Source organism: Specibacter sp. BI4, from assembly GCF_056680095.1.
Genome location: NZ_CM155265.1, coordinates 248,651 through 265,224, shown reverse-complemented (window position 1 = coordinate 265,224; position 16,574 = coordinate 248,651). Strand labels below are relative to the sequence as shown.

The window sequence follows — 16,574 nt, the reverse complement described above, 5'->3', positions numbered from 1 at the left end:
TTGGTGGGTGGGACGTCATCTTGCGGCCGCGGCGCCGAAGCCAAGTACCCTAGGAACGTGAAGGTTTTAGTCATTGGCCCCGGAGGCCGCGAACATGCCATTGTCCGCTCGTTGCTCAGCGACCCCAACGTCAGCGAGGTCCACGCAGCCCCAGGCAATGCCGGGATCGCCGCCATTGTGCCAACGCATCAGCTCAACGCCAGCGACCCCGCCGCCGTTGCAGCGCTGGCACTGAAGCTGGAGTCCGACCTGGTGGTTGTCGGGCCAGAGGCCCCGCTCGCCGCAGGGGTGGCCGACGCAGTGCGTGCGGCCGGCATTGCGGTGTTTGGCCCCAGCAAGGAAGCCGCGCAGCTTGAAGCGTCAAAGGCGTTCGCCAAGGCTGTGATGGCTGAGGCGCAGGTTCCCACGGCCATGGCCAAGGTGGCAGTCAACGCCGCCGAAGCCGCCGACGCGCTCGACACCTTTGGTGCTCCGTACGTCGTCAAGGACGACGGACTGGCAGCAGGCAAGGGCGTCGTTGTCACAAACGACCGCGCCGAAGCCCTGGCCCACGCCCAGTCCTGCTTCGATGTGGGTGGCACTGTCGTTATTGAGGAATTCCTCGACGGCCCCGAGGTTTCCCTCTTCGTTCTTGCCGACGGCCGCAACGTTGTTCCCTTGGCTCCGGCCCAGGACTTCAAGCGCATTTTCGACGGCGACGAAGGCCCCAACACCGGTGGCATGGGCGCGTACTCGCCGCTCGAATGGGCTCCCGCCGGCCTGGTCCAGGAAGTCATCGACCGCGTCGCGCAGCCGACCATTGACGCCATGGCGCACCGCGGCACCCCTTTTACCGGCGTCCTGTATTGCGGCCTGGCCCTGACGAGCCGCGGCACCCGCGTCATTGAATTCAACGCCCGCTTCGGCGACCCGGAGACCCAGGCCGTCCTGGCCCGCTTGAAGACCCCTCTCGGCGGCGTCCTCATGGCGGCAGCCAAGGGCCAACTTGACGACATCGATGAGCTGCGCTGGGCACCCGAGACAGCCGTCGCCGTCGTGCTTGCCAGCGAAAATTACCCCGAGGCACCGCGCACCGGCGACAAGATTCGCGGGCTGAAGAAGGCAGGCAGGCTAGACGGCGTGCAGGTCCTGCATGCGGGAACCGCCACCGGTGCCGACGGAAACACTGTCAGCGCCGGCGGGCGGGTGCTCGCCGTCGTCGGACTGGGCCTTGACCTGGAAGACGCACGCGAGCGGGCTTACGCCGGCATCGAACAAATCTCACTCGAGGGCGGCCAATTCCGCAAGGACATTGCGGCGAAGGCTGCCCGCGGCGAAATCACCGTGGCGGACACCGCCGCACAGGCATAAGGACAAGGCCGCATCATGAATTCAGCAATCCCCGCAGCCCCGTCCCTTTCGGGCTGGACGCACATTTACTCGGGCAAGGTTCGCGACCTGTACGTTCCCAGCGCCGTGAGTGCAGCAGATTCAGGCCCGTTCGCGGGCCGCGAGGATGTGGTGCTGGTTGTTGCCAGCGACCGCATCAGCGCCTTCGACCACATCCTGGCCACGGAGATCCCCGACAAGGGACGCATCCTGACAGGACTGAGCCTGTGGTGGTTTGAGCAGCTCAACGTGCCAAACCACCTGGTGGCAACCACCGTGGAGGACGGTGTGCCTGCCGAGGTGGCCGGCCGTGCCATGGTGTGCAAGAAGCTAGAAATGTTCCCCATTGAGTGCATTTCCCGCGGTTACCTCACCGGTTCCGGACTGATTGAATACCGTGCCTCACAAACTGTTTGCGGGCTGCCTCTGCCGGCCGGATTAAGCGACGGATCCCGGTTGGCGGACGCCATCTTCACGCCGTCGGCCAAGGCCGAGTTGGGCGAGCACGATGAAAACATCACCTTCGAAGCCATGGTGGACACCGTCGGGGCAGCCCCGGCCGAAGCCCTGCGCAAGCTGACGTTGGAGATTTACTCCCGCGCCGAGGAAATCGCCCGCGGGCGCGGCATCATCCTGGCCGACACGAAGGTGGAGTTCGGCACCGATCCCGCCACGGGCATCATCACCCTTGGCGACGAGGTGCTGACCCCGGATTCGTCGCGTTTCTGGGATGCGGAGCTGTGGGCCCCGGGGAAGGCGCAGCCCAGCTTTGACAAGCAGTACGTGCGCGACTGGCTGGCCAGCCCGGACTCGGGCTGGGACAAGGCCTCCGACACGCCACCGCCTGCACTTCCGGCGGACGTCGTGGAGCGCACCCGTGCCCGCTATGTTGAGGCATTTGAGCGGCTGACGGGCGCCACGTTCGTCTAAAAGCTGTTGCTGGGGGCCGTTGTGCTCTTTCGCCCGTGGCCGGCCACGGGCGAAAGAGCACAACGGCCCCCGCGTTTAATTACTGGGTGTTTCAGGCGCCGTGCGCGTCGATGCCAGCCATGTGGTCCCCGGCAACGGCGGCGCGGTCCAGGGCACCGGCCTGCACGAACCGTTTCTGTGCCTGCCGGTACGAGTCAAACGCCTCTTTCAGGCGGTCCGAGGCCTGCAGGGCGCTGCCCAGCAGTAATGCCGTGTCCCCGGCAATGTGTGGAGGGAGTTCAGCCTTCTGCGCCTCAATGTTGCCCAGCAGCTCCAGCGCCACCGGAAGATCCCCGATGAGATAGTTCCAGCGGGCACGCAACAACGACACTTCCAAGGTTTCAGCCGTCGTGGCACCGACCACCGAGTGCGCCAGCTCGCTGCGTTCAATGGCCTGCAGGGTGTCGGGCTCCACCACTCCCGCCATGAGCCGCACCCAGGCCGTTGCCTTGTTGAATTGGGCCCAGCGCGAAAGATCCTCCGACGGGGAGAGCAGCCGACCGGCCTTCCCGTGGTGTTCAAGCCCCGCGGGAATGTCTTGGCGAATAAACGCGACATTGCCAATGACCCAGTGAATTTCCCCGGCCATCTGCGGAGGCGTTTCGTCGGTGACGGCCTCGGCCAGGGCCTGTGTGTGCGTCCATGCTTCGTCCAGGCGTCCGGCCTCGGCCAGGGCGCCAACGAGGGTCTGCAAAGCCATCAGGTAGGCGCCAAACTCTTCGTCGCTGTCGCCGGAACCAATTTCAACTGCCTGGGTTGCGTGGTTGATGGCCTCCTGCAGGGAGCCTTGGGCGAGCATTGCGGCCGCCATGACCTGATGGGCACGCAGGGACAGGGCATCGCTTTCGGCGGTAAGTGGGTGCTCCAGCAGCAACCGCAGGACCTCCGAGGCGGCCTTGTTTTCGCCGTGGCGCAACAGCGAATTGGCGGCCAGGAAAGTCATGTCCCACCACGTCACCAGATCTTTGCTGGCGCGGGCAAGATCTGCGGCTGTTCGGGCATAGTTGGCGGCCCCGGCATAGTCGCGGGTGTCCCAACCCTGGCGTGCACACAGGGAAAGCCGCAAATATTCGGTTTCTTCGGGGGAGGCGGTCTGCGCCCATTCGGCAATCGAGGACGGGGCCAGCTGGAGTTGCCGGGACAGCTGCCGGATGATGTCAGCGGTGGGTTCGCGGCGGGCGTTTTCAAGCATTGAAATGTAGCTGGCCGAATACAGCACACCGCCGAGTTCGCCCTGGGACAGGTTCCGGGACAATCGCTCATGTTTGAGCCGTTCACCAAAACTGCTGCCCACTGTGCCGCTCCTCGTTTGCCTGTCCCCGAACTTATGACCAAACACCGGGCACCGATAAAACACGCCCCTGCATAAAATCTAACAGAAGTTGTCAAAGACAGCCCGTCTAATTTTTTTCAGGTCATTCCCGGACAGGAACTCCGCCGCACACCGTGAGTTTGTACAGCTTGGCATGGCCCTCACTGGCGACAAGTGTGAAGGCATCCGAATCGGGCGCCAGCGTGACGCCCGGATAAAGCGATCGCGGGTCGTTGAAGGCCGGAATGTAATCGGTGCCAAAGTCGAGCAGGTGCGTCACGCCCTGCCGCTTTGCCGCCTCGCACACCTCCTGGTCGCTGCCGACGCGGTTGAGCCAAAAACGGAGCATATACAGGTCCGGGCTCAGGTCGCCCTGCGAGCTGTACGGGAACAGCATTGTCCGTCCCGCCAACGCCATGGCCAGGGCGGAGCCGTTGTACGGATTGTTGGCGATCACGTCGTCTTCGGTGGTGTAATTTCCCAGCCGGTGGATCAATGCCAGCTCCTGGGCGTCAACCTGCGCCAGTCCGTCGGGTTTCTCGGGCACGTTGTACATGATGCCCACCTGGTCCTTCATCTGCCACAGGCCCGGGTTTGAGAAGGCAAGCACGACGGCGAGCCCCGCCGCCGTTGCCATCTTGCCTTTGCGCCGCGACAGTACCGGGCCGAAAAAGGCTGTGGGGAACTTGTTGCCGAGCCAGTCAAGGAATCGCACCAGTCCAAGGGCCGCCAGCGGCACTGCCAGCAGCGGCATCAAGGCGGCAATGCGTTCGGGGTTGTCCCACCACGGGGCCATGGCGATGTTGGCCAGCGCAAAGTTGGTGCCCGCCGCAAAGGGATAGGTGAAGGCCATCAGGATCAGGGCTGCCGGCAGCCAGCGAAGGGCCGGGAGCCGGAAACCCGCACGCACACCCATGACGACGAGGGCCGTCAGGGCCACTGCCGGGAACCAGACGGGTGCGGGTGCGTGGGTGAAATTAAGGATCAGTGCCAACGGGAAGGGCAGGAACGCCGGACTGGTGTAAGTAAACAAGCTCCGGATTTGTGGAAGGGCGAACAAAGCGGCCGAGACGGCTGCCGTCAGGAGCGCCAGCAGGACGACGCGGTTCCAGCCGTGGCGGCGGCTGCGGCGGAACCCGGTACGCAGCCACGCGTACAGCAAGTAGCCGAGCAGCGGTGTCAGCACCAGCAGGATGCTGAATACGCCGTTGGGCTGTGCGGTGACGGCCCCCGGCAGGAAAAGCACCACGAGCGTCAGGGCTTGGGCCGGTTCCAGTCCGGTGTGGGCGGCTGGGCGCAGAATCAGCAGCACCAATCCGATCCCCACCGGCACAAGGGCGTTGGACAGCGCGTTGGGGTAGGCGGAACCGTACTGCAGCAGGAGCCACGGAAAGGCCGGGAACGCTGCGGCCAGGACCCCTGCACAGACGAGCAACAGGCGCCTGTCGCCAAAGAGCACACGGGTCAGGAACACGCAGCTGAGCGGCCACACCGTGCCGGCCACGGCAAGCCACATGATGTTCGTGGCAGCGGGGATGCTGATGCCGGTGACAACGGCCAACAGGCTGGCCAGCCCATGCCATGCGCCCGGGTAGAAGACTGCCTTGACAGTGGGCAGGATGAATCCGGAGATGGCGAAGGATGAAGCGTTTGATTCTTCCACGGCAAATGCGGTGGCGTTCAGATGGAACACCGAGTCGTAACCCTGGGTGAACTGTTCTGGGTTGACGGCAACCATGGTGAGCAACGCCGTCGTCATTGCCAGGGCCAGGAAAACGCCGATGGCGGCCGGACCAACGCCTGTGCCGGCTTTTTGGCCGGCCGTGGGCGATCCCGCCGCCAGTGCAGGGATGAAGCGCCGCGCCGCCCAGGCTGCCGCAGTGGCAATGGCGGTGCCAAGGAGCACCACGGGAATGTGCCAGGGCAAATGAATCAGCGGCGCAACCACGGCACTGACGGCCACGATCGAGACCGACACTGCAGGGGCCAGGCAAAAGGCCATCAACCCGCGCACCCGCAGCGCCGCCAGTACGGCTGCGCCGGGCACGGCAAGTATCAGCAACGCCGCAGCGAACGCCGGCAGCGCTTCAAACCATGAACTCACCCAAACATCCCTGTCTTAGATAGTTGGGCCGGATCAGACCTTTTTGACCACACTGGACTTGAGCTTCATTGAACCAAAGCCGTCGACCTTGGCGTCAATGTCGTGTCCGTTGACAGGCTCAACGAGACGGATGTTGCGAACCTTGGTGCCAATCTTGAGATCCTGGGGACTGCCCTTGATCTTCATCGTCTTCACAATGCTGACGGTGTCGCCGTCGGCCAGGATATTGCCCACGGCATCCTTCACAACAAGCTCCTGCTCCGCAGCATCGGCCGCTTCAGCGGCAGATTCAGCGGGCGACCATTCGTGCGCGCATTCAGGGCAGACCAAGAGTTCACCCATCTCGTAGGTGTACTCACAGGCGCAGACGGGGCACGGGGAAAGTGTATTGCTCATGCGCCCCATCCTAGCCGAATCGCCCGTCGGGAAACCCAAAAGCGGGGTGCTGGGGGAGCCGTGCCACCGTTGTGGCGGGATGAAAAAAGCAGCGACATCCAGTGGATGCCGCTGCTCTTTTAATTGTCGGGGTGACAGGATTTGAACCTGCGGCCTCGTCGTCCCGAACGACGCGCGCTACCAAGCTGCGCCACACCCCGATCCGCCACTCTCCCTCGACCAGTGAAGGTCTGGAAAAGCAACCTCTAAAGAATAGCGGACGGGGGCCGTGATCACGAAATCGTGGACTTTGGCCGACCAGTCCCCGGTCCACTTCCGACGCTTTTGAGCCGCGAACGCAAGGAGTGTCCGGGCGCCAAACCCTGCCGTCTGGTCTGCCGCCCCTGGGGGCCGACAGCCTCAGTTTCGGCCAGCCAGCTAGCTCCGGGCAGTCAACGTCAACACCACAGCTTCAGGCCGGCAGGCGAAGCGGAACGGGGCAGTGCGTGCGGTGCCGATGCCGGCTGAGACGTTGACCGGCGTCGTGCGTCCCTTGGCATCCCAGTCATGCAGGCCCTTGGCGCGCCAGGTGGGCAGGTCGCAATTGCTGACAAGTGCACCGTAGCCGGGCAGGCAGACCTGGCCGCCGTGGGTGTGCCCGGCGAGGATCAGGTCCGCGCCGTCGCCGGTGAAATGGTCAAGGACGCGCTGGTAGGGGGCATGCGCGACGGCGATCTTCACATGCGGGGCGCTGTCTTGGCCGGCGGCACCCCGCGGCCAGCCGGCGTAGCGTTCCCGGTTCAGGTGCGGGTCGTCAACGCCGCTGAAATCAAAGCGGATGCCCTTCATCGGGAGCGATTGGGCACGGTTGGTCAGATTGACCCAGCCCCCCAGGCCGAAACCCGTATGGAGTGCGTCGGTGTCCAGCGGAATGGGATGGTGCCTGCCTCCGGAGGCAAGCTTGGACGGACCCGAAAAGTAGGAGAAGGGGTTCTTGAAACTGGGCGCGAAGTAATCGTTGGAACCTGGTACAAAGACGCCGGGAAAGGCCATGAGCGGGCCCAAAGCGTCCAGCAGCGGGGCAATGGCCTTTGGATGGCTGAGGTTGTCGCCGGTGTTGACCACAAGATCCGGCTTTAGTGCTGCCAGCCCCCGCAGCCAACGGGTCTTTTTGTGTTGGCCCGGGGATAAATGGATGTCTGACAGGTGCAACACGGTAAACGGCTCCGAGCCGGGCGGGAGAATGGCCAGCGACTCGTCCCGGAGGTCGAACCAGTGCCGTTCAATCAAGGCGCCGTAGGCCACGGCGCCCGCACCGGCAGCGACGGCAAGCCCCGCCGCCGCACTCAGCGAGGAGAGGCGGGACGGGGCTGTGCGTGTTCGTGTCATCAGAGCTGCGCTCTAGTCTTTCTTGTCTTTATCTTTGTTGTTGTCTTTTTCTTTATCTTTGTTGTTGTCTTTGTTGTCCGCCGGCTTGGGCGGGATCACCACAGGCGGGTTGACCATGCTGGCCGGCGGGGCGTCAAAGCCGCCCACATCAAAGAACCCGGCAATCTGGTTCATGTATCCCTGCCAGGCCTTGCCGGCGTACGTGGCGCCGTCGACGTAGTCGATGCGCTGGTTGGCGATCAGCTTGCCGTTGTTGGACTCGTTCTTGTCTTCCGGGCTGCCCAACCATGATGCCGTGGCCAGTCCGCGGGTGTAACCGATGGTCCAGGTGTGCTGGGAATCATTGGTTGTACCGGTCTTGGCGGCCGCCGGGTATTGCAGGCCAACCTGGTAGCCGGAACCGCGCTCCAGGACTTCCTGCAGGACACTGTTCACACCGGCAGCCACTTCAGGTTTGACAGTTTGGTTGCAGTTGGCGCCCGGAACCGGGAATTTGTCGCCCTTCGCATTCGTGATGGAGACCAGCGCGATGGGGTCGCAGTGGACTCCGCCGGAGGCGAAGGTTGCAAATGACGAGGCCATGGTCAGGGGTGCAACCTCGCCGCTGCCAAGCAGGCTGCTGACATAGTCAACGCTGTAGGGAAGGTTGGGGTCCTTGCCCAGGTGGATGCCGGTAGCCGTCATCATTTTTTGGATGTTGCACATGTCCAGCTGGGCGGCGGTGGCGAAGGTGGCCGTATTCAAGGAGTTGTACAGGCCTTCCCGGGCCGTTACCGACCTGTAGTTGGTGTCCCCGGCGTTCTGCAGGTCAGCTGTGGCCTCTGGATTTGAAGAGTCGTAGATGCCGCCGGTGACGCCACACGAGTTGGTCCATTGATGGGAGGCCGGATAGCGGCGCACCGCTGCGTTCACGGTGTCATTGATCCGGTGCCCCGAGTTGAGCCATTCGGCAAAGGTGAAGGGCTTGATGGTTGAACCCACATCGAAGCCTGCCGAACCGCCAAGCGGGTTGCCGTTGGCGTCGACGCCGTCAACGTTGAAGTTGTAATCAGTCCGCCACTGGCCTTCAGGCGCCGCCATCTTCGTGTTCTGGGCCATGGACAGGATCTGTCCGGTGCCTGGTTGGACAGTGACCAGCGACTGGCCGACCTTGTCGGGGTTGTTGTCCATCGGTGTGAAGTTCGCCAGCTGGGCCTGAGCTGCGTCCTGCAGGCCCGCATCCAGCGTGGTGGTGATTGTCAGCCCGCCCTGGAGCAGCAGTTTTTGGCGGTCTTCCTTGGTCTTGCCGTAGGCAGGATCGTTGACGAAAAGATTTGAGACATACTCGCAGAAATACTCGGCACGGACGGCTGTGGTGCAGCCCAATTGGTTGCTCTGGATGTTCAAACCGATGTCGGCGGCTACTGCGTCAGCATGTTGCTTCTTGTCGATCTTGCCCTGGTCCAGCATGTTGTCCAGCACCATGTTCCGGCGCGAGAGGGCATTTTCCGGATTGGCAACAGGGTCGTAGTAGCTGGGCCTGTTGACCACTCCCGCCAGCAGTGCGGCCTGGGGCAGGTTCAGGTCGTTGGCATGCGCGCCGAAGTAAAAGTTGGAGGCTGATTCGATGCCGTAGTTGTTGTTGGCAAAAAACACCCAGTTCAAGTAGCCCTGCAGGATCTCGTCCTTGGAGTATTTTTTGTCAACGGCGATGGCGAGCTTGATCTCGCGCACCTTGTCGCCCACTCCCTTGTCGGCGCCCTGCTTGACTTTATCCAGCTCGCCGTTGGCAGCAAACGTCTGGATAATGACGTTGTTCACATACTGCTGGGTGATGGTTGAGGCGCCCTGGCGCGCTCCGCCCTTCGCCATCGAGGTCGCGGCGCGCATCAGTCCGCGGGCGTCAATGCCGCCGTGTTCGTAGTAACGCGCATCTTCAACGGCGATGATCGCGTCCTGCATATAGTCGGAGATGTTATCCAACGGCACTTCCGTGCGGTTCTGATCGTAGAAGGTGGCGAGCACGGAGCCGTCCGAGGCCAGCATCCTTGATGACTGGGCAGGTTCGCCGATGGACATCTCATCCGGCAGGTCGTCAAAGAAGTCGATGGAGGACGACGCCGTGCCGCCGGCAAGGGCCACTGCCGGGACCATCAGACCTGCCACAAGGACGCCACAAATGCTGCTGACGCCCAGGAAGGCGACTATTTTGCCCAGGGTTGTGGCGGTATCGAAAATGGGGTGTTTTTTTTGCAGCCATTTTCCCAGTTTAGCGTCAGGGGCTACGCTTTGAAGCATGAGCAAATGGGAGTACTCCACAATTCCACTTATTATCCACGCGACGAAGCAGATCCTCGACCAATGGGGTGATGACGGTTGGGAGCTGGTGCAGGTGGTTCCCGGGCCAGACGGAAAAGGGCTCGTTGCCTACCTGAAACGGGAGAAGGCCTAACCATGAGCGCCGCGCCAACTCAAGGAACCCCACGCATTGAAGCCCGCCTGGCCGAGCTGGGCTTAAGCCTGCCGCCCGTGACCCCGCCGGTGGCTGCTTATGTACCGGCAGTGATCACAGGAAACTACGTTTACACCTCGGGCCAGCTGCCTTTTATTGAAGGCAAACTCACAGGTACAGGGAAGGTCGGGGCCGAGGTTTCAGCTGAGGACGCAAAGTCCATGGCCGCAACCTCCGCGATCAACGCCATTGCAGCCCTTAAAAGCGTCATTGGTGACCTCGACCGCGTCACCCGCATCGTCAAGGTTGTGGGCTTTGTGGCCTCCGATCCGTCCTTCACCGGCCAGCCGGGCGTCATCAACGGCGCATCCGAGCTCCTGGGCGAAGTATTTGGTGAGGCCGGCGTGCACGCACGTTCCGCCGTCGGGGTTTCCGTTTTGCCCTTGGATTCCCCTGTTGAGGTTGAGCTGATTGCCGAATTCCAGTAGCGATCCCGCGGGCTTCCGGCCCGCGGGCAAGCGGTGTTTCCCGCTGAACGACGACCAGCGGGAGGCCGCGCAGGCGTGGGTGGAGTTTGGCGCACGCACACCCAGCAAGCCCCGGCAGGCGTCGTCGGTGGTGTTGTTGAAGGACAGCCCCACCGGCTTGCAGACGTTTTTGACATATCGGCCGGGCGGGTCCCCGCTGGGCATTGTCGCGTTTCCGGGCGGCACCGTTGAAGCCGCGGACGACGACGTCACCGACTGGGTGGGACCCTCGCCCATGGCGTGGGCCAAGGCCCTCGGCACGAACGACAGCAGCCTGGCCAAGCGCCACGTCGTGGCGGCCATCCGCGAACTCTTTGAAGAGACGGGCGTTTTGCTCGCCGGACCGGACGCATCCTCGCTGGTGGAAAACATCTCCGGGACCGAATGGATGCGGGCGCGCGAGTCCATTGCCACCCAGGAATCGACCTTCGCCGCGCTGCTTGAACGTTACGGGCTGGCCCTGCGCACTGACCTGCTCAAGCCGCTGAGCCATTGGACGAGCCCGGATTTTGCGCACAGGCGCTTTGATACGCGCTACTTTGCGGCAGCCAGGCCCATCAACCAGGAACCGGCGCGCCTGACAAGCAAGGGCGTCTGGGGCCGGTGGGCCAGCGCCGCCGACATTCTGGCCGACCGTGCCAGCACTGCCCTGGGTGATGAAATTGGGCAGCCAACCACCGTCGGCCTGACGTTGGGCGAACTGGTTGTGCCGGGTGTGGAGATCATTTTGGAAAAGATTGCCGCGGCCAAGGGCTGCATTGCCTATTTGAACCACAAACGGCCCATCAACGAATACCAGCCCAAGCTCGTGGCTGATGCGCAGGAACACTTCAGCCTTGAAGTGCTGACGGCTCCGGTCTCAGAGGGCGGTCCCTGCCGGGAACGGTAGCCGCCCCGTGGTTCCACGGCCTGCCTGACGGCTTGCTTTGGGCCCGCGCCCGGGCAAAAGCGTGAAAAAGGGCCCGGCCACCAAATGGTGACCGGGCCCTTTTTGGGCTGTATCCACACCCGCCAGGTTCCCGATACATCGTGCTCACGATGTATCGGGACAGCAAATGGGGGAGCGGGGGCCTGCGCCCCAGTGGTTGCTAGCGTGAACGCTGGCGCAGCCGGTTGACGTCCAGGATCACGACGGCGCGGGCCTCGAGGCGGAGCCAGCCGCGCTGGACGAACTCGGCCAGGGCCTTGTTGACTGTCTCGCGGGACGCGCCGACCAGCTGGGCCAGTTCTTCCTGCGTGAGCTCGTGGGCTACGAGGATGCCGTCGGTTGCCGGGCGGCCGAAACGGTCGGCCAGGTCCAGGATGGCCTTGGCCACGCGGCCTGGGACATCCGAGAAGACCAGATCCGACAGGTTGTCGTTGGTGCGGCGCAGGCGCCGGGCGAGCGCCTGCAGCAGCTGCATGGACACCTCGGGGCGGTTGCGAAGCAAGGCGTTGAGGGATTCGTTCTTCAGCCCGGCCAGGCGGGTTTCGGAAACTGCCGTGGCAGTGGTGCTGCGCGGCGCCGGGTCAAAGAGCGCCATTTCACCGAACAGCTCGCCCGGGCCGAGGATGGCAACCAGTGATTCGCGGCCGTCGGACGACGTGCGCCCCAGCTTGACCTTGCCGGAGACGATGAAGTACAGCTGATCGCCCTGGTCACCCTCACGGAAAACTGAAGCGCCGCGGGAAAGGTCCACCTCGGCCAGCTCGTCGGTCAAAAGGCGGAATGCCTCGTCGTCGAGCGTGGCAAATAGTGGTGCCCGGCGTAGTACCTCGATGTCCATGAAAACTCCTTGCAGTATGTAGCTAACCAGTTATGACCTGTTACTGATTGTTTCAGAACTTTTCCGCTTTTGTGACCAATTTGGCATTCCGCGCGTTCGTTGTCAGCATATTGGCAGTCTGGCGCCCTATAAGTTCAGGTATTACACGGCTTGCCCCGGTAACATGTGGAGCCGGGCATGGCTGTGTCCGGGAATCGAGTTGAGGGCCCTGGCCCGGGAGAGGCTGTGCGCAACGGTGTTTGGTTTCTCGTGGCTGGATGCGGTGCTGATCATTTGGCTTTTGTGGCAACTGATCTACGGCTTGAATGCCGGGCTGGTGGTGGGGCTGGGCGGGCTCGCCGGGTTTGTGGCCGGAGCGGTGGCCGCCTTTTTCGCGGTGCCCTTCGTGAGCCAGTTCGCCCCAAGCCCTGGCTGGCGGACGGCCATGGTCATTGGTGCCACGATCCTGTTGATTGCCGTTGGCCATGCCGTGGGCATGCGCCTGGGCAGGGCAGTGGGGCGGCGGGTTAAGTCTGAACCCATCCGTGCCGTGAACCGGCTCTTGGGCGGGGCGCTGAATGTTGTTGTGGGCGCCCTTGTCATCTCCATGCTGGCCTTTGGCGTCTCGAACCTGGGCATCCCGGCAGTTTCCAAGCAGCTCAGCGGTTCGCAGGTCATTTCACGGATCGACTCCTGGACCCCCGACCCCGTCAAGGCTGCCGTCGCCCAGATCCGTTCCCTGGTGCTGGAAGAGGGCATGCCGGCACTGCTGAACCCCTCTGACGCCAATGTGGAAGTTGCCGCACCCAACGCCGACACGAACACGGCCGCTTGGAATGGTGCAGCACAGTCGGTCATGAAGATTTCAGGCACCGCGTTCCAATGCGGCCAAAACCAGACAGGCACCGGTTTCGTGGTTTCACCCGGCCGGGTTTTGACCAACGCACACGTCGTTGCCGGCGTGTCCATGCCGGTGGTCCAGACCCAGCAGCAGGGTGCACTGCCCGCCCGCGTGGTGTACTTCGACCCGGTCCAGGACCTGGCCATTCTCGCCGTCGATTCCTTGGCGGCGACTCCGCTGCCTACTGCGCCGACCGTCCCCGGGAACACCGCTGCCGCGTTTGCCGGCTATCCCCTGGGTGGCCCCTTGCAGGTGCGGCCGGCAACAGTGCTGTCCGCCGGGCCCATGCTGGTCCCGGACATCACAGGGGGTGCCAAATCGGCGCTGGATGTCTACCAGCTGGCAGGGAACGTGCAGTCGGGCAACTCTGGCGGGCCCCTGCTGGACGAGGCCGGACGCGTCATTGGGGTTGTCTTCGCGAAAGCCACCTCCACCGACAACGTCGGCTTTGCCCTGACCATGGAGGAAGCCGGACCCGTCATCTCTGCGGCGCCCATGCTCAGCAGCGCGGTGGAATCGGGTTCCTGCAAGGTGGGCTGACCGTCGCATTTAGACCAGGGAATTGTCCAGTGCGCTTACGGCCAGCTCGTAGCCGTGGACCCCGGCACCCACAATGACCGTTTGGCACACAGCCGAAAGGTAAGAGTGGTGGCGGAATTCTTCGCGTTGGTGGACATTGGAGATGTGCACCTCCACCGTGGGAAGTTCGACGGCGGCGATGGCGTCCCGGAGCGCCACCGAGGTGTGCGTGTAGGCGCCGGCATTGATGATGATCCCCACCGCAGTGCCGCGCGCCGCATGGATGGCGTCAACCAGGGCGCCCTCGTGGTTGGACTGCAGGCAGGTGGCAGTGAACCCGGCGGCCTTGGCAGCCGCTTCGGTGAGCTGTTCGACGTCGGCCAGGGTGGCTGAGCCGTAAATCCCGGGTTCGCGGGTGCCCAGCAGGTTCAGGTTGGGGCCATTGAGGATCAGCAGGTCGCCGCGGTGCGGTGCAGTCGAAGAGGTCATGTCTTAATAATGCCCCACGAACGCCTCCGGCCCGCAGCAACGCATGCGGGCCGGAGGCGTTGTGCCTGTTATTTCACGAACAATTCGTTGATCTGCTCGTTGGCATCCGTCAAGGAACTGGCCGGTGCCTTTCCGGAAACGACGGCGTCCATGGCAGGCGCCATAATGGCCTCGACCTTGGCGGCGTTGTCGGAGATCGGGAACAAGAAGGTGGTGTCGTCCTTGATGTGCTGGGTGAAAGCGCTGACGTCAACACCTCCGTCGAGGAAGGCCTTTTCCGCGATTTCCGAGGAAGTTTTGATAGCCGGGAACACGACTGCTTTTTCGGCGACCACGTCCTGGCAGGCGCTGGACGCCAGGTACTGAACCCACTTGGTTGCGCCTTCGGGATTCTTGGTTCCAGCTGTGATGGAATCAGCCAAACCGTTGAACATGCTGGCGCGTGTGCCGTTTGCACCGATCGGTGTCGGGGCAATGCCGACCTCAACGCCGTCAAGGCCGGTGTACTGTCCGATCGTCCAGTCTCCGTTGGCGTTCAGGGCTGACTTGCCTGCCCCGAAGGTGTCAGGCATGGCGGCGCCAACTGTCGTTTCCAGCTTCGGCATGAATCCCTTTTCGACCAGCGACGCCCACCAATCAATGGATTCCTGGAACTTGGCGTCGTCGAAGTTGTAATGGGTTCCCCAGGGATTCTTGTCTGTGTGGGTCCACCCGGTGGTGCCCGTCAGGTAGCTCCATTCCGTCTGTCCCTGCGCGGAACCACTTGCGTTCAAGCCCAGCCCATAAACTTCCACCTTGTTCTTGTCGAAACCAGCCTCATCGCCCCGCTTTCCGTTCTTGTCGACTGTCAGGTGTGCGATTGCCTGTTCATACGTCCCGCCGTCCTGGGGGTTCCAGTCGAGACCGGCCATTTGTTCCGCAGTGAAGCCGGCATCCTTGACCATTGCTTCGTTGTAGAACAGCGCCACGGTGTCCCAGTCCTTGGGCAGACCGTAACGCTTGTCGTCTTGGCCGACCCAAAGATCCGCGAGGCCGTCAATGTACTGATCGGTGTCAATATTCCCTGCCGCTACTGCGTCGTCGAGTGGAAGCAGCTGTTTTTTGGCCACAAAATCCGGGAACTTTGTCAGGTGGTCCGTAAAGACGTCAGGAGCCGTGCCCGCGACAAATGAGTTGGTGAGCGTGGACCAATAGTCGTCCCAACCTCGCTGGGTGATTTTGATTGTCAGATCGGGATTGGCCGCGTGAAAATCGTTGGCACACTGCTGGTAGGCCGGGAGCTGGTTGGCATCCCAGAGCCAGTAGCTGATTTCACCATCCGGGGCTGCGGAGGAACCACCTCCGCAGGCCGTGAGGGTCAGGGCAATGGCGGCAGCGGCGGCGGTGGCGCCAAGAGTTTTCTTCATGGGGAACCTTTCAACGGGATACATGGATTGGGCAGTGCTGACGTGTGGCTCAACGGCCGGGAACTTACTTGATCCCAGAGAAACCGATGGAATTGACGACTTTCTTGCCGAAGGCAATGAACAAAATGAGGATTGGCAGCGCCGCGATCAAGGTGGCGGCCATCAGCCCGCTCCAGTCCGGTGCCCCCTGTGGGGACTGCGACTTAAAGACGCTCAGTCCCACCGTCAGCACCCGCACGTTTTCCTCCTGCGCGACGAGAAGCGGCCAGAAGTAGTCGTTCCAGGCGGCGATAAAGGTCAGCAACGACAAGGTGGCTATTGGGCCGACGGCGTTGGGCATGATGATTTGAAAGAAGATCCGGGCGTGATTGGCGCCATCGAGCTTGGCTGCTTCTTCCATCTCCTTCGACATTCCCATGAAGAATTGCCGCAGGAAGAAGATGGCAAAGGGCGTCATCAGCATGGTGGGTAGTGCGATGCCGAGGAAGGTGTTGAGCATCCCCATGTTTTTGATCATCAGGAAGTTGGGCAGGGCCGTAAAGATCGGCGGCACCAGCAGTGTGGCCAAAAACAAGGTGAAGACCTTGTTCCGGCCGGGCCACTGCAAACGGGCAAAGGCGTAGGCAGCCAGGGCACTGAAAAACACTTGGCAGACGGTGATCATGGTCGAAACGATGAAGGAGTTGCGAAGATAGAGCCAGAAATTGATGGCGGCGCCGGAGCCGCCTTCAGCCAGCGCCTCCTCGGCACTTTGCATGCCCAGAACGCGCTTGAACGCGCCCCAGCTAAAGTCTGCCGGCAAGAAGCTGGCGGAATTGGCTGCCAAGGAATGGTTGCTCGAGACTGCCGTGCGGATCATCCACAAAAAGGGAACGATGGTGACAAGGATGGCCAGTGCCAAGACCGCCCAGGCACTGATTCTGCCCCAGTTCAAGGGACGTTGCCGCCGCCGGCGGGTTGGCTCCGACCGCTGTGTCGGGCTGTCCCGTATGAGCCGGCGGGTGGGTTGGACTGCGGTTTTTTGTGTTGTCATGTGGGT

15 protein-coding genes and 1 tRNA gene are annotated in these 16,574 nt (G+C 62.7%); 6 read left to right on the top strand and 10 right to left on the bottom strand.

Annotation, left to right across the window (positions count from 1 at the left end; genetic code table 11):
- Positions 1-57 precede the first annotated feature (57 nt).
- Positions 58-1,350 (top strand): phosphoribosylamine--glycine ligase, encoded by a 1,293-nt coding sequence (purD, locus tag AC1L6K_RS01305; RefSeq protein ID WP_480950948.1) that lies wholly within the window; start codon positions 58-60, stop codon positions 1,348-1,350.
- Between the two features lie 15 nt (positions 1,351-1,365).
- Complete coding sequence (locus AC1L6K_RS01300; RefSeq protein WP_480950947.1) at positions 1,366-2,298, top strand: phosphoribosylaminoimidazolesuccinocarboxamide synthase; 933 nt, start codon at positions 1,366-1,368, stop codon at positions 2,296-2,298.
- A 91-nt stretch (positions 2,299-2,389) separates the two neighbouring features.
- On the opposite strand, the gene AC1L6K_RS01295 is transcribed toward AC1L6K_RS01300, so the two are convergent.
- The 6 genes from AC1L6K_RS01295 to AC1L6K_RS01270 all read right to left on the bottom strand — a co-directional run bounded on the left by AC1L6K_RS01295 (position 2,390) and on the right by AC1L6K_RS01270 (position 9,794).
- The gene (locus AC1L6K_RS01295) at positions 2,390-3,631 is read right to left on the bottom strand and encodes a helix-turn-helix domain-containing protein (RefSeq protein ID WP_480950946.1); all 1,242 of its coding nucleotides are present in this window, start codon (positions 3,629-3,631) and stop codon (positions 2,390-2,392) included.
- Between the two features lie 121 nt (positions 3,632-3,752).
- The gene (locus AC1L6K_RS01290) at positions 3,753-5,753 is read right to left on the bottom strand and encodes a DUF6541 family protein (RefSeq protein ID WP_480950945.1); all 2,001 of its coding nucleotides are present in this window, start codon (positions 5,751-5,753) and stop codon (positions 3,753-3,755) included.
- A 33-nt stretch (positions 5,754-5,786) separates the two neighbouring features.
- Positions 5,787-6,149, bottom strand: coding sequence for a zinc ribbon domain-containing protein YjdM (locus AC1L6K_RS01285; protein ID WP_480950944.1), 363 nt, complete (start codon positions 6,147-6,149; stop codon positions 5,787-5,789).
- A gap of 126 nt (positions 6,150-6,275) precedes the next feature.
- Positions 6,276-6,349 (bottom strand) — tRNA-Pro (locus AC1L6K_RS01280).
- A 217-nt stretch (positions 6,350-6,566) separates the two neighbouring features.
- Positions 6,567-7,517, bottom strand: coding sequence for a metallophosphoesterase (locus tag AC1L6K_RS01275; RefSeq protein ID WP_480950943.1), 951 nt, complete (start codon positions 7,515-7,517; stop codon positions 6,567-6,569).
- 12 nt (positions 7,518-7,529) lie between these two features.
- Complete coding sequence (locus AC1L6K_RS01270; RefSeq protein ID WP_480950942.1) at positions 7,530-9,794, bottom strand: transglycosylase domain-containing protein; 2,265 nt, start codon at positions 9,792-9,794, stop codon at positions 7,530-7,532.
- Between AC1L6K_RS01270 and sp36 the strand changes: the two genes are divergently transcribed.
- Genes sp36 through AC1L6K_RS01255 form a run of 3 tightly spaced genes read left to right on the top strand, consistent with a single transcriptional unit; the run spans position 9,793 to position 11,364 of the window.
- The gene (gene sp36, locus AC1L6K_RS01265; RefSeq protein ID WP_480950941.1) at positions 9,793-9,948 is read left to right on the top strand and encodes a Sp36 family protein; all 156 of its coding nucleotides are present in this window, start codon (positions 9,793-9,795) and stop codon (positions 9,946-9,948) included. The genes AC1L6K_RS01270 and sp36 overlap by 2 nt on opposite strands.
- Positions 9,949-9,950: 2 nt before the next feature.
- The gene (locus AC1L6K_RS01260; protein ID WP_480950940.1) at positions 9,951-10,436 is read left to right on the top strand and encodes a RidA family protein; all 486 of its coding nucleotides are present in this window, start codon (positions 9,951-9,953) and stop codon (positions 10,434-10,436) included.
- Positions 10,420-11,364 (top strand): NUDIX hydrolase, encoded by a 945-nt coding sequence (locus AC1L6K_RS01255; RefSeq protein ID WP_480950939.1) that lies wholly within the window; start codon positions 10,420-10,422, stop codon positions 11,362-11,364. The genes AC1L6K_RS01260 and AC1L6K_RS01255 overlap by 17 nt, the downstream gene beginning before the upstream one ends.
- A 199-nt stretch (positions 11,365-11,563) precedes the next feature.
- Here AC1L6K_RS01255 and AC1L6K_RS01250 read toward each other — a convergent pair whose 3' ends face one another.
- Positions 11,564-12,241, bottom strand: a complete 678-nt coding sequence (locus AC1L6K_RS01250; RefSeq protein WP_038465875.1) for a Crp/Fnr family transcriptional regulator — start codon at positions 12,239-12,241, stop codon at positions 11,564-11,566.
- 199 nt (positions 12,242-12,440) lie between these two features.
- On the opposite strand from AC1L6K_RS01250, the gene AC1L6K_RS01245 reads away from it, so the two are divergent.
- On the top strand, positions 12,441-13,661 hold the full coding sequence (locus AC1L6K_RS01245) for a MarP family serine protease (protein ID WP_480950938.1): 1,221 nt from the start codon (positions 12,441-12,443) through the stop codon (positions 13,659-13,661).
- 9 nt (positions 13,662-13,670) lie between these two features.
- Here the strand turns inward: AC1L6K_RS01245 and aroQ are convergent, their stop codons facing one another.
- From aroQ to AC1L6K_RS01230, 3 genes are all read right to left on the bottom strand, one after another.
- The gene (gene aroQ, locus AC1L6K_RS01240; RefSeq protein WP_480950937.1) at positions 13,671-14,129 is read right to left on the bottom strand and encodes a type II 3-dehydroquinate dehydratase; all 459 of its coding nucleotides are present in this window, start codon (positions 14,127-14,129) and stop codon (positions 13,671-13,673) included.
- Positions 14,130-14,197: 68 nt separating this feature from the next.
- Complete coding sequence (locus tag AC1L6K_RS01235; protein ID WP_480950936.1) at positions 14,198-15,535, bottom strand: ABC transporter substrate-binding protein; 1,338 nt, start codon at positions 15,533-15,535, stop codon at positions 14,198-14,200.
- Positions 15,536-15,599: 64 nt separating this feature from the next.
- A complete protein-coding gene (locus AC1L6K_RS01230) occupies positions 15,600-16,568 on the bottom strand; it encodes a carbohydrate ABC transporter permease (RefSeq protein WP_480950935.1) in 969 nt (322 codons plus the stop codon).
- Positions 16,569-16,574: the final 6 nt, after the last annotated feature.